The organism is Kitasatospora sp. NPDC022785 (assembly GCF_055561295.1).
Map to the genome: position 1 here is coordinate 360,988 of NZ_JBVHHB010000004.1, position 12,556 is coordinate 373,543.

General features: G+C 74.2%; 13 protein-coding genes. 6 read left to right on the forward strand and 7 right to left on the reverse strand.

Annotation, left to right across the window (positions count from 1 at the left end):
* Window positions 1-101 precede the first annotated feature (101 nt).
* Window positions 102-1,133 carry a VldE C-terminal domain-containing protein gene (locus ACZ3YO_RS09400; RefSeq protein WP_465566922.1) on the forward strand — a complete coding sequence of 344 codons (1,032 nt, stop codon included), beginning with the start codon at window positions 102-104 and terminating at the stop codon, window positions 1,131-1,133.
* Window positions 1,134-1,565: 432 nt separating this feature from the next.
* Window positions 1,566-2,342 carry a hypothetical protein gene (locus tag ACZ3YO_RS09405; RefSeq protein ID WP_465566925.1) on the forward strand — a complete coding sequence of 259 codons (777 nt, stop codon included), beginning with the start codon at window positions 1,566-1,568 and terminating at the stop codon, window positions 2,340-2,342.
* 70 nt (window positions 2,343-2,412) lie between these two features.
* On the opposite strand, the gene dapC is transcribed toward ACZ3YO_RS09405, so the two are convergent.
* Window positions 2,413-3,573 (reverse strand): succinyldiaminopimelate transaminase, encoded by a 1,161-nt coding sequence (dapC, locus tag ACZ3YO_RS09410; RefSeq protein WP_465566928.1) that lies wholly within the window; start codon window positions 3,571-3,573, stop codon window positions 2,413-2,415.
* 20 nt (window positions 3,574-3,593) lie between these two features.
* Entirely contained in the window at window positions 3,594-3,920 is a 327-nt protein-coding gene (fdxA, locus tag ACZ3YO_RS09415; protein ID WP_030061559.1) for a ferredoxin, read from the reverse strand.
* 132 nt (window positions 3,921-4,052) lie between these two features.
* Here fdxA and ACZ3YO_RS09420 point away from each other — a divergent pair, with 132 nt between their 5' ends.
* Together ACZ3YO_RS09420 and ACZ3YO_RS09425 are read left to right on the forward strand one after the other, a co-directional pair.
* A complete protein-coding gene (locus tag ACZ3YO_RS09420) occupies window positions 4,053-5,072 on the forward strand; it encodes a GNAT family N-acetyltransferase (protein WP_465566931.1) in 1,020 nt (339 codons plus the stop codon).
* A 109-nt stretch (window positions 5,073-5,181) separates the two neighbouring features.
* On the forward strand, window positions 5,182-6,054 hold the full coding sequence (locus ACZ3YO_RS09425; protein ID WP_465566934.1) for a transglutaminase family protein: 873 nt from the start codon (window positions 5,182-5,184) through the stop codon (window positions 6,052-6,054).
* Window positions 6,055-6,079: 25 nt separating this feature from the next.
* Here the strand turns inward: ACZ3YO_RS09425 and ACZ3YO_RS09430 are convergent, their stop codons facing one another.
* Both ACZ3YO_RS09430 and ACZ3YO_RS09435 read right to left on the reverse strand, forming a co-directional pair.
* Complete coding sequence (locus ACZ3YO_RS09430) at window positions 6,080-6,715, reverse strand: response regulator transcription factor (RefSeq protein WP_465566937.1); 636 nt, start codon at window positions 6,713-6,715, stop codon at window positions 6,080-6,082.
* 91 nt (window positions 6,716-6,806) lie between these two features.
* Window positions 6,807-7,319 carry a hypothetical protein gene (locus tag ACZ3YO_RS09435; protein ID WP_465566940.1) on the reverse strand — a complete coding sequence of 171 codons (513 nt, stop codon included), beginning with the start codon at window positions 7,317-7,319 and terminating at the stop codon, window positions 6,807-6,809.
* 282 nt (window positions 7,320-7,601) lie between these two features.
* On the opposite strand from ACZ3YO_RS09435, the gene ACZ3YO_RS09440 reads away from it, so the two are divergent.
* Complete coding sequence (locus tag ACZ3YO_RS09440) at window positions 7,602-8,261, forward strand: HAD family hydrolase (protein WP_465566943.1); 660 nt, start codon at window positions 7,602-7,604, stop codon at window positions 8,259-8,261.
* 38 nt (window positions 8,262-8,299) lie between these two features.
* Here ACZ3YO_RS09440 and ACZ3YO_RS09445 read toward each other — a convergent pair whose 3' ends face one another.
* The 3 genes from ACZ3YO_RS09445 to ACZ3YO_RS09455 all read right to left on the reverse strand — a co-directional run bounded on the left by ACZ3YO_RS09445 (window position 8,300) and on the right by ACZ3YO_RS09455 (window position 11,749).
* Window positions 8,300-8,650 carry a hypothetical protein gene (locus ACZ3YO_RS09445; protein ID WP_465566946.1) on the reverse strand — a complete coding sequence of 117 codons (351 nt, stop codon included), beginning with the start codon at window positions 8,648-8,650 and terminating at the stop codon, window positions 8,300-8,302.
* Between the two features lie 292 nt (window positions 8,651-8,942).
* A complete protein-coding gene (gene murJ / locus ACZ3YO_RS09450) occupies window positions 8,943-10,529 on the reverse strand; it encodes a murein biosynthesis integral membrane protein MurJ (RefSeq protein ID WP_465566949.1) in 1,587 nt (528 codons plus the stop codon).
* Between the two features lie 62 nt (window positions 10,530-10,591).
* Complete coding sequence (locus tag ACZ3YO_RS09455) at window positions 10,592-11,749, reverse strand: lipid II:glycine glycyltransferase FemX (protein WP_465566952.1); 1,158 nt, start codon at window positions 11,747-11,749, stop codon at window positions 10,592-10,594.
* A gap of 140 nt (window positions 11,750-11,889) precedes the next feature.
* Here ACZ3YO_RS09455 and ACZ3YO_RS09460 point away from each other — a divergent pair, with 140 nt between their 5' ends.
* Window positions 11,890-12,555: a response regulator transcription factor gene (locus ACZ3YO_RS09460; RefSeq protein ID WP_465546134.1), complete on the forward strand. Its 666-nt coding sequence runs from the start codon at window positions 11,890-11,892 to the stop codon at window positions 12,553-12,555.
* Window position 12,556: the final 1 nt, after the last annotated feature.

The window sequence follows — 12,556 nt, forward strand, 5'->3', positions numbered from 1 at the left end:
ACCGCGGGCGGGTGCGGGCGCGAATCGGAGAACCGCGGGCGCCGCACATCCGTCCGAGTGGGTACGGTAACGGATCAGAAGCACGGTGGAGAGGGGCGGCGGTGGCCAGGAAGAAGAGCGGCGAGCAGGGCGGCGACGCGACGCCCGGGCGGCGCCGCAGGCCGTTGCGCGCGGTGCTGATCGGACTGCTGGTGCTCGCGGTCGTCGCGGTGGGCCTGTTCTGGCTGCGCGACCAGAAGTTGCTGACCCCCGAGGGCTGCGCGGTGAAGACGCCGGCCGGCGAGGGCACGCTGGAGGTGCCGCAGGCGGCCAACGCGGCCACGATCGCCGCCGTCGCGCACGCACGCGGCCTCCCGGACCGCGCGGTGACCATCTCGCTGGCGACGGCGATGCAGGAGTCCAAGATCCGCAACCTGTCCGGCGGCGACCGGGACTCGGTCGGCCTGTTCCAGCAGCGGCCCTCGCAGGGCTGGGGCACGGCGCAGCAGATCATGGACCCGGTCTACGCGACCAACAAGTTCCTCGACGGCCTGGTCAAGGTCCCCGGCTACACCCGGCTGCCGCTGACCGACGCGGCCCAGCAGGTGCAGAAGAGCGGCTACCCGCAGGCCTACGCCAAGCACGAGACCAAGGCGACCCTGCTGGCCTCCGCACTGACCGGCCGCGAGCCGGCCGCGCTCAACTGCGTGGTGCACGACTTCGCCGCGCCCGAGGCGGCGGACGACACCGCCTCGCCGGCCGCCTCGGCCGTCCCCGCCGCCGCGGCCTCCGCCACCCCGGCCCTGCGGCCGGACCGGGCGCAGGTGCTGAGCGACCGGGTGCGCCGCGAGTTCGGCCGGACGGTGACGCCGGCCACCGGCTACAGCTCCTCCATCAAGGGCGCCGAGAGCGCCGTCTCGCTCACCCCGGACCCGGCCGCCAGCACCGATGCCGGCCCGGAGGCCGAGCGGCAGAACGGCTGGGCGGTGGCGCACTGGGCGGTGACGCAGGCCCAGCAGCTGGGCATCGAGACGGTCGCGTACGACGGGAAGATCTGGCGCAAGGCCAAGTCCGAGGACGGCTGGAAGCCGCAGCCGACCGGCACCTCGACCAAGCTGGTGCTGGTCTCGCTGGCTGCGCCGGCGAAGGCGTAGCGGCGCGCGGGGGCTCAGCGGCGGTGCGCCCAGGCGTAACGGCCCGATGCAGGCGTATCGGCCCGCGCGGGCTCGGGAGCCGGGGCGGCGGTGGCCCGGCGGACGGTGGTGCGGTGGGTGGTGGCGCGGCGGACGGCGCTCCCCGGGCGTTGACGCACTGGTGTCCGGGTTGCCGCTGAACGGGTGATTGCGGTCAACTTCGGTGGACGACCGGTCCGTTGCGGCAGGCCGGGGTGCAGAACCGTCTCTGCCCTTGGCCCGCACCGTCTTCACCTCGTCGGCAGGCCGGCCGTCGCACCCCGGCGTCGCACATACGATCCGATCGTCGGCCGGTCCTTTTCCTTGCTCCGGCCGAAACCTTCTGGCTTCTCAAGCGGTAATAACCTCGTCCGCCCGGCGGACGGGACGGACCCAGACCCTTCGAGGAGCCCCATGTCTCACCCCCTCACGCGTCGGATCGCCCAGGCCGCGCTGCTCGTGGCGGCCGGCGCGACCCCGCTGGTCGCGGCCGGCTCCGCGTCCGCCGCCGACGCCCTGCTGCCCAAGTCGGACCTGGCCGCCCCGCTGGGCCAGCTGACCAACACCGACGCGGGGTCCACTCTGCAGCACACCACCCACGAGCTCGGCCAGGCCGCCGGTGACACCGGCGCCGCCACCGTCGCCGCGGGCGTCCCGGCCACCGCCGACGCCACCGGCAACATCGTCGCCCACCAGCTCCCCGAGGCGAACGAGAAGGCCGGCTCGCTGACCGCTCCGGTCGACAAGACCGCCGCCACCACCGGCCAGCTCTCCGCCATCACCCCGAAGGTCGCGTCCACGCTGGCCGGCAAGCTCGGTGAGGCCGTCACCGGCGGCCACGGCGCGGCCGGCCGCAGCGCCGGGGCCGGCGCCAACCCCGTCGGCGGGCTCTCCCAGACCGCCGGCCTGACCCAGGGGCTGCCCGGCACGGGGGCGCTCACCGGTGCCGTCCCCGGCGCCAACGTCGTCACCGACGCGCTGCCGCTCGGCGCGCTCGGCCGTGCGCTGCCGGCCGAGGCCACCTCCGCCCTGCCCGGCGCCGACGTGCTGGGCCTGGCCGAGCACGGCTCGGCCAACCGCCTCGGCGGCGCCGACCTCGGCCCGAACTCCCCGCTGTCCGGCCTCTCCCCGATCACCGGCCTGCTCGGCGCCATCGGCGGCGGCGGCCTCGGCGGCCTGCCGATCGGCTGATCCTCCCGCCCCGACGTGAAGGGGGCCGGCGTCCCGTTCCGGACACCGGCCCCCTTCACTGTGCGGGTGCTCAGCCGCGCAGCCGCTCCACGGCCTCCGCGACCCGCTCGTCGGTCGCGGTGAACGCGACCCGGACGAACCGCTCGCCGGCCGGCCCGTAGAAGTCACCGGGCGCCACCAGGATGCCCAGCCCGGCCAGTTCGGCCACCGTCTCCCAGCAGGGCCGGTCCTGGGTCGCCCACAGGTACAGGCTCGCCTCCGAGTGCTCCACCCGGAATCCGTACGCCTCCAGCGCCGCCCGCAGCGCCGAGCGCCGCGCCGCGTACCGCTCACGCTGCTCGGCCACGTGCGCGTCGTCCGCGAGCGCCGCGATCGTCGCCGCCTGGACCGGCGCCGGGACGATCATGCCGCCGTGCTTGCGGACCTCCAGCAGCTCCCTGACCACCACCGGGTCGCCCGCCACGAAGGAGGCGCGGTAGCCGGCCAGGTTGGAGCGCTTGGAGAGGGAGTGGACGGCCAGCAGGCCCTCGTGCTGCTTTCCGTCGTCGGGGCCGCCGCAGACGTCCGGGTGCAGGACGGAGACCGGGTCGGCCTCCCAGCCCAGCTCCAGGTAGCACTCGTCGCTGACCAGGAGCGCCCGGTGCTCCCGGGCCCACTCCACCGCGCGGCGCAGCTCGTCCTTGCCGAGCACCCGGCCGGTCGGGTTGGAGGGCGAGTTGACCCAGAGCAGGCGCACCCTCGAGCCGTCCAGCTCGTCCACCGAGTCGTACTCGACCGGCTCGGCGCCGCAGAGCCGCGCGCCCACCTCGTAGGTCGGGTAGGCGAGACGCGGGTACGCGACCTGGTCGCCGGGGCCGAGGCCGAGCTGGGTCGGCAGCCAGGCCACCAGCTCCTTGGAGCCGACGGTCGGCAGGACGGCCTGGGGGCCGATCTCGGCACCGACCCGGCGGCGCAGCCAGCCGGCGATCGCCTCGCGCAGCTCCACCGGGCCCCAGACCGTCGGGTACCCGGGGGTGTCGGTGGCGGCGGCCAGCGCCTTCTGGATCACCTCGGGGACCGGGTCCACCGGGGTGCCCACGGAGAAGTCGCAGAGCCCGCCGGGGTGGGCGAGCGCGGTCCGCTTGTACGGCTCCAGCTTGTCCCAGGGGAAGACCGGCAGGAGGTCGGAAACGCGGCGCGCCGCCCCCGGGTGACCCGGGAACGGCGCGTGCGTGCTGTCGTTGGTGCTCACAGCTCAGTTGCCACCGATCGTCAGTGGTCGGCGTTCTGCGGCGGCAGAGCGGCGATGAACGGGTGGTCGCGCTCGATCAGGCCGAGCTTCGAGGCACCACCGGGCGAACCGAGGTCGTCGAAGAACTCGACGTTCGCCTTGTAGTAGTCCTTCCACTCCTCCGGAGTGTCATCCTCGTAGAAGATCGCCTCGACCGGGCAGACCGGCTCGCAAGCGCCACAGTCGACACACTCATCCGGGTGGATGTAGAGCGATCGCTCGCCCTCGTAGATGCAGTCAACCGGGCACTCTTCGATGCACGCCTTGTCCTTGACGTCGACACAAGGCTGCGCGATGACGTAGGTCACGCTGTCGTTCCTCCTCGGAAGGGCCCTGGCGGCCCATTCTGTTCTGCTCGCGTGCGCGGGTGAGCGCGGCGTCGTCGATGCCCGCCCCTAGTATCGCGGGTCGGAGACGGCAAATGCACAGGAGGTGCCCAGATGGCGGCTGGAGGACCGGTCCAGGATCGCCCGGAGGTCCGGATAGATCGCTCTGACGTGGGACGACGCGTGTCCGTCCGGCGTGTCGCGGAGTTCGTGGACGGCCGGCCGATGTTCCGGGATGCGATCGGCGTGCTCACATCGTGGGACGATCATGGGTTGACGATCGCCCCGCGCAGCGGCGGTCCGGTCTCCTTCGACGAGAAACTACTGGTCGCGGGCAAGGTGGTGCCGCTCTTCCCGGCCCGGCGCGCCCCGCTGCCGCCCACCACCCCGGTCGAGCTCCAGCGCATCGCCGCCCGCGGCTGGCCGGCCGTCGAGCAGGAGCCGCTCGGCGCGTGGACGCTGCGCGCCTCGTCCGGGTTCACCCGGCGGGCCAACTCCGTCCAGGCGCTCGGCGACCCCGGGATGCCGCTCGGCGTGGCGCTCGCCGCGGTGCAGGAGTGGTACGCGGCGCGCGGGCTGCCGGCCTGGGTCGAGGTCTCCACGCCCGGCTCGCCCGAGGCGCTGCGGGCCGAGCTGGACCGGCGGGGCGCGGCGTACTCACCGACCCTGGTGCGGGTCGCCGGACTGGCACCGCTGGCCCGGCTGGGGGCCTCCTCCGCGGTGGAGCGGGTCCGGCTCGCGCGCACGGCCGGCGCCGAGTGGATGTCGCTGTACCGGCGGGTGACGGACGACCCCGCGGTGGAGGAGGCGGCGCGCCGGGTGATCCACGGCGGCCCGTCGGTCTGGTTCGCCACCGTACCGGGCGCCCCCGGGCAGCCGCCGCTGGCGATCGGACGCTGCGTCATCGACGGGCCCTGGGCCTGCTTCGGCGCGATCGAGGTCGCCCCGTACGCCCGCCGCGCGGGCCTGGCCACCGCGCTGATGGCCGTGCTCGCCGCCCGGGCCGCGGAGGAGGGCGCCACCGGCGCGTACCTCCAGGTCGAGGCCGAGAACGACGGTGCGAACGCGCTCTATGACGGACTTGGCTTCACGACCAGTCACACTTACCACTACGCCCGCCTTCCCCAGGGGTAGGACTCCCCCCGGGGGGTTCCGTCCACCCGTCCGTCCGATTGCCTTTTCCGTCCGCCCGTTGTCCGCCCGTCTGTTGTCCGCCCGTCGTACGAAAGCCGTCGCAGCCACCGTGACCGAGCAGAGCAGAGCACGCTTCCGGACCGAGGCCCGGGCCGAGCACCCCGATCCGGTGCTGCTCTGCCTGCTCGCCGCCGCCGAACACACCCCCGCCCCGGACCCCGACGACCCGCAGGACCCTCCCACCCTGGAGGCCCTGCTGGCCGCCTGCGAGGCCGCGCTGGAGCGGCACGCCGCCGCCGTCCGGCTGGCCGTCGCCGAACGCGCGCCGGCCGGGCCGGAGGAGACCGCCGCGCTGCTGGCCGCCGTCCTGGGCGGGCGCGAGCGGTTCCACGGGCGGCAGTCCGACTACCGGCGGCTGGAGTCCTCGCTGCTGCCGGAGGTGCTGCGGCGGCGGCGCGGGCTGCCGATCATGCTCTCGCTGGTGTGGACGGCCGTCGCCCGGCGGGCCGGGCTGACCGTCCACGGCGTCGCCCTGCCCGGCCACTTCATCGTCGCGGTCGGCGGCCCGGGCGGCGGCGACGACTACGTCCTCGCCGACCCGTTCCACGGCGGGCGGCTGCTCGACCCGGAGGACGCGGCCGCCCTGGCCGGCCGGACCGGCCACCCGTTCACGCCCGAAATGCTCACCCCCGCACAGCCCCTGGACATCGTCCACCGGGTGCTGGGCAACATCCGGGCCTGGGCCGCCGAGCGCCCCGAACACGCCCGCACCCAGCTCTGGGCCACCGAACTCGCCCTGCTCCTCCCCCGCCACCCGGCCCAGCTCCGGCTGGAGCGGGCCGAGCTGCTGGTCCGCACCGGCGACTTCCTCGCCGGCTCGGCCGAGATGGACGCGTACGCGGAGATCCTGGACGCCTTCGACCCGGACACCGCGGCCCGGGTCCGCCTCGACGCCCGGGCGGCCCGGCACCGGCTGAACTAGGGCTTGGCCCGTCCGCCCCGGGCTCCTACAGCCAGCCCTTCTCGCGGGCGATCCGGACCGCCTCGGTGCGGTTGCGGGCCTCGGTCTTCTGGATCGCCATCGACAGGTAGTTGCGCACCGTCCCCTCGGACAGGTGCAGCCGCCGGGCGATGTCCGCGTTCACCGCGCCGTCCGAGGCGGCCGCCAGCACGTCCCGCTCGCGGGCGGTCAGCGGGTTGGCCCCCTCGGCGAGCGCCGCGGCGGCCAGCGCCGGATCGATCACCCGCTCGCCGCGCAGCACCCGGCGAATCGCCTGGGCCAGCTCGGACGCCGGGGCGTCCTTCACCAGGAAGGCGTCCGCGCCGGACTCCATCGCCCGCCGCAGGTAGCCGGGCCGCCCGAAGGTGGTCGCGATCACCACCTTGGTCTGCGGCCGCTCCTTCTTCAGCAGCGCCGCCGCCTCGATGCCGGTCATCCCGGGCATCTCGATGTCCAGCACCGCGACCTGCACGTCGTTGGCGACCGCCGCCGCCGCCACCTCGTCGCCCCGGCCCACCTGTGCGACGACGTCGATGTCCCCCTCCAGCCCGAGCAGCGCGGCCAGCGCCTCCCGGACCATGCCCTGGTCCTCCGCCAGCAGCACGCGGACGGAGGGAGCGGCATCGTTCTGAATCTCAGTCATGGGATCCGACCCTAGTAGTGCCCGGTCGGACCGGAGCCGGGCCGGCGCTCCGGCGGCGGCCCGCAGCCGCGTGCCCCTCCCGCAGGGCCGGTCACAGCTTGAAGACCGCTCCGCGCCACGTCCACCCCGCGCCGAGAACCGCAGCCCGCAAGGGGTCCTTCATCTCCGCGGAGTCGAAGCGGAACACCTCGGTCGTCCGCGGACGGCCGTCAGCCCCGCGCTCGACCTTCCACTCCCGGGAAACCGCGGTGACCTGCCCACGGGAGTACTCGCGCGACGGCGCCAGTCTCGGTGTGTCCCCGACCCACGTGACCTCCAGCTGCTCGTCGAGCGCGCGGACTTCGTGGCGCGCCGGGACCAGACGCATCCGGGTCCGGACGACCCGGTCCGGCTGGGTCCGGGCGAAGAACGTACGCCAGGCAGGATCCCTGATCCGCCATTCCGCCACCAGGTCGGCACCCTCGGCAGCAGTGCCGCTCCGCACGACGTACGGCACGTCGGGCCCGTTCAGACCGAGCAGCGCCGCCCGGACGTCCTCGGCGGAACGCGGTGCGACACCGCCGCCGGGGTGCTTGGTGCCGGTCAATGCGTCGAAGAGGCCCATCGGGTCAGCCTAGGGACGTCCGGCCGCCGGAGACAAGATCGGTTGCGGGGCCGGCGCCGTCACCAGGGTGTCCGGGCCCGTCCTCACCGACCGGCCGGCGGGCACTCTCCGCCGTGGTCGCCGCCCGCCCGAACATCGGACTCGTTCGCCCGGCGGATCCGCTTGAGTCTCCCGTGGGGGGAGACGCGAAGGTGGAGCCATGGACGACCGCACGTTGCAATGTTCGAGTGGTTCACCCGGGCGCTGCGAGCCCACGGAGTCCGGGCGTTCTAGGCTGCGGGGATGATCAAGCCGATAGAACTCGTGATATTCGACTGCGACGGTGTGCTCGTCGACAGCGAGCGCATCGCCGCCCGCGTCCAGGTCGCGCTGGGCGCCGAGTTGGGGTGGCCGCTCACCGAGGCGGAGGTCGTCGCACGGTTCATCGGGCGGTCCCAGGCGTCGATCGGCGCGCAGATCGCGGAGCGGCTCGGCGCGGAGACGGCGGCGCTCTGGTGCGAGCGGTTCGAGCAACGCCACCAGGAAGAGGTGGACACCCGGCTGGAGGCTGTCGAGGGACTGCCCGAGGCCCTGGACGCGATCGACCTGCCGACCTGCGTCGCGTCGAGCGGCTCGCACGAGAAGATGCGCCACACCCTGGGCCGCACCGGCCTCTACGAGCGGTTCGCCGGCCGCATCTACAGCGCCACCGAAGTGACCCACGGCAAGCCCGCCCCGGACCTCTTCCTGCACGCCGCCCGGCAGATGGGCGCCGACCCGGCCGCCTGCGCGGTGGTCGAGGACAGCCGCCCCGGCGTCCAGGCCGCCCGCGCCGCCGGCATGCGCGCCTTCGGATACGCGGGTGGCCTGACGGCGGCCGAGCTGCTGGAGGGCCCGGGGACTGTGGTGTTCCACGACATGCGCAAGCTGCCGGAGCTGCTCGCGGGAGGGGGAGCGGCGTAGGAAGTCGGACTGGCCGACTTCCTACGCCGCCGGCACCGCTAGAGCCAGCGCTTGGCGGCCTCGACGCTGGTGCCCCCGTTGGTGTTGAAGGCGATCGCGGCACTCGGAGCATGGCGGCGGGTCAGGTTGACGACCTGCTCGAAGAGCGGGAGGAGTTGTTCGGTCTTGCGGATGCCGCCGCCGATGACCACGACGTCCCACTCGCGCGAGGTCAGGGCCGCGATCACCGTGGCTTCGGCGGACTCGTCCAGGGCGATCAGTGTCATGGCGGCGTCGATGCCGTGGTCACCGAAGCGGGCGAGCTCGGCGTCGAGGGCTGCGCGAAGGGCGTCGCCGTCCGTGCCTGGGACGGCGTGCGGGTCGATTCCAAGAACGAGAGTAGTGGACATGATCGGTACACGCCTCGTCCAGCCGTATGGTTCCGGGGGCATTGCTGCCTCCGACACAGTCCACCGAAGGCCGCACACCCACCCTCGCGGATGCCGGCACCGCTCGACGGGAGCCCCGACTGGCTCGCCGCGGGCGGTTCCGATGACGCCATCCGCTGGACTGTCGAGACCGTGAGCAACGCCGGCGTCGCCCACGTCTTGAGCGCGCCCGTGATCGAGCCCTGAGCCGCGACTGGGGCACGACGGCGCCGGGGCCGCCTGGGCGGCCCCGGCCGGGTCGAGCGGCCCGGCCCTACCGGCGGCGCAGGCGCGCAGTCAGCACGGCCACCTCCTCCACTCGCAGCAGCCGGCCGAGGAGGAGGAACACCGCGGCCAGCGCCAGACCTCCCACCGCCAGACCCGCCCACGCCGGCCCGACCGCCCGCGACGCCGCCCACGCGGCCGCGCCCGCAGGCAGGGCGGCCACGAGCAGCCGGGCGTGCGTGCCGAGGATCCTCGCGGAGCCCAGGGCACCCAGTCGCCGGCGGAGGAGGAGCGCCGCCCCGCCCACCGCCAGCAGGAACGATGCCCCGTAGCAGGCCGCCATGCCCGTCATCGCCCAGCGCAGCGGCAGGTACGCGTAGCAGAGCAGTGAGCCGGCGGCCGCCGCCGCGACGGGCAGCAGGTTGAGCAGGAACGGCGTCCGGCTGTCCCGCATCGCGTAGAGGACGCGAGTGAGCGCGTAGGCCGCCGAGTACAGCACCAGCCCGGGCGCGAAGGCCGTCAGCATCCATCCGATGGCCCGCACGTCCGCCTCCCCGGCCTTCCCGTGCCCGAATGCGACCTTCGCCAACTGCGGTGCCAGTACGGCGAGTCCGCACGCGGCGGGCACCGTCACCACGGCCACCGTCCGCAGTGCCCGCGAGGCCAGGTCACGCACCTCCGACAGCGAGCCCCGGGCCGCCGCCGCGCTCATGCCCGGCAGGACGGCCGTCACCAGCGACACCGTCATCACGCCGTGCGGCACGATCCAGAGCAGGTACGCGCTGCTGTAGGCGGTGTAGCCGACGCCCCCGGCCACGCCCGCCGCCTCGGCGTGTGCGCCGACCGCCGTGGAGAGCCGCGTCACCACCCAGTAGCCCGCCTGGTCGGTCAGGACGAGCAGCAGCGTCCACCCGGCGGCGCGCAGCGGGTCGGCGAGGCCGGCCTCGCGCCAGTCCCAGCGCGGGCGCAGCCGCACCCCGGCGGCGCGCAGGCAGGGCAGCAGCGCCGCGCTCTGGACGACCACGCCGAGCGTCGTCCCCGCGCCCAGGAACGCCAGCTGCGCCCGCGTGGGCGAGCCGGTCCCCAGCAGCGAGCCGAAGACGGCGATCACCACGAGGTTGTTGAGCACCGGCGCCCACGCCATCGGCGCGAACCGCTGCCGGGCGTTGAGCACCTGGCCGAGCACGGTGAACAGGCCGTAGCAGAACACCTGCGGCAGGCAGAGGTAGGCCAGCAGGACGGTGCGGTCCAACTGTTCGCCGCCGTACGAGGTGTAGGCGCGGACGATCAGCGGCGCGGCCGGCACGACCACCGCCGTGATGACGACCAGCACCGTCACCAGCAGGCTGACCAGCCGGTTGACGTGGGCCGCCCCGCCGTCCTCGGACTCCCGTGCCGCCTTGACCAGGTGCGGCACCAGGGCGGTGTTCAGCGCACCGCCGATGAGCAGCACGAAGAGGATGTTGGGCACGGTGTTGGCGACGTTGTAGCCGTCCGCCGGCAGGCCGGAGCCGAGGACCGCGACGACGAGCGCCGCACGGACGAAGCCGGTGGCCCGGGAGACGATGGTGCCGGCGGCCATCACCAGGCTGGGCGGTATCCGACGGCGCGGCTTGCGGTGGCGCAGACGCTGCACGGGCGGCCTCCCCCCGTCGGCCCCAACTACGGTGTGCTCGGCCAGAGTTGCACTCAAACGACTCACCCCTGCCGCCGTGCCAGGTAGCGCCGGAACGCCGCGTGCAGCGGCCGGTTCAGCGGCAGCTCCCACTCTCCGAGGCCCTCCACGACCTGTCCGCCGGTGCCGAGCTTCCAGCGCAGCAGGCCGTAGTCGGGCCCGGAGGGGTCCAGTGAGGGCTGGACGCCGCGCAGGTCGTACACGTCGGCACCGAGCCCGTGGGCGGCCTGGATCATCGACCACTGCAGGGCGTTGCTGGGCCGCACCTGCCGCCCCTGCGTGGCCGATCCGCCGGTCAGGTACCAGGCCCGCCGGCCGACCGTGACGAGGGTGTGCGCGGCCAGCACCTCCCCGCGGTGGCGGGCCAGCAACAGTCGCATCCGGCCAGGCAGTTCGGCGTTGAGCTCAGTGAACTGCCGCTGGTAGTACGCGAGTCCGCGGCCGAGGTCGAAGCAGCCGCGCCGCTCGGTCTCCCGCACCAGTGCGTAGAAGCACTCCAGATCCTCGAACGCGCCCTCGGCGACCGACACGCCCGCCGCCCGCGCCCGGCGGACGTTGCGCCGCCACTCCGGGCTCAACCCCTCCCAGACGGAGCCGAGTTCACGCCCGGCGAGGGGCAGTCGGAAAGTGAACCGGGGCTGGGTGTCCCGTCCGGCCGGCTGCCAGCCGAGCGCCCGCAGCCGCTCGCCGGTCGTCGCACCGACCGGGTCGACGGCGTCCGGCAGCACCTCGGAGAGCCGGGAGATCGAGCCGCCCCGCACCGCCGCCCGGACCGTCGCCGCCTCCCAGATCCGGTGGGCCGGCGACGGGCCGATCCGTACCGTGAAGACGCCGCGCGAGCGCAGCAGGTCGACGAGCGGATCCAGCCGGCGGCCGAGGTCCGGCCCGGCCCAGTCGATCGCCGGGCCCTCCGGCAGGTAGGCGAAGCTGCGCCCCAGCCCGCGCACATCCCGGTACAGCACCAGCGCCACGGCGACCGTCCGTCCCTCGGCGCCGGTCCAGGCCAGGCTCTCGGCCCGCCAGCCCGCTTTCACCCGGGCCCAGGACGGGCACTCCAGAAAGGTCGTGCCGCCGTGGGCGGCGATCCAGGCGGCGTGCTCCGCCGCCGGTATCGGCACCACCCGCAGCGGACCGGTGTCCGCCGGACAGGCGGCAGCGGCCTCCGGGACGACGACGGTCATCGGCGATCCCCTCTCGCTCAGGGCGCCGGCGGGGAGCGCCGGCGGACGGCGAGAGCATGCGCCGGGGCGCCTGAAGCGAGGCTGAGAAAGCTGAAGACCGCTTAAGGAACGCTTCGCGGCCGGGTGGCATCCTGATCCGCATGGAGATTCTGGTGGTGGAGGACGACGCCCAGGTCGCCGCCGCGGTCCGCCGCGGCCTGGAGGCGGAGGGCTACACCGTCGACCTCGCCCCGGACGGCCTGACCGGCCTCCGGCTGGCACAGCGGCACGCCTACCGGGCGATCGTCCTCGACATCATGCTGCCCGGCCTGAACGGCTACAAGGTCTGCGAGGCGCTGCGCGAAGGCGGCGACACCACCCCGATCCTGATGCTCACCGCCAAGGACGGCGAGTACGACGAGGCCGAGGGCCTGGACACCGGCGCGGACGACTACCTCGTCAAGCCGTTCTCCTACCTGGTCTTCCTGGCCCGCCTGCGCGCCCTGCTCCGCCGCAGCCAGACGCCCGGCGCGCTGCTGCGGGTCGGCGACCTCTGGCTGGACCCGGCGGCCCGCCGCTGCGGCCGAGGAAACGCCGAAGTCACGCTCACCGAACGCGAGTTCGCCGTCCTGCGGTTCCTGGCCCAGCACCCCGGCGAGGTGCTGTCCAAGCGCCGGATCGTCGACGAGGTCTGGGACATCGCCTTCGACGGCGAGGAGTCCATCGTCGAGGTGTACATCAGCATGCTGCGCCGCAAGGTGGACGCGCCCTTCGGCCGGCACTCGATCGGCACCGTCCGCGGCGCCGGCTACCGGCTGGAGGCCTGAC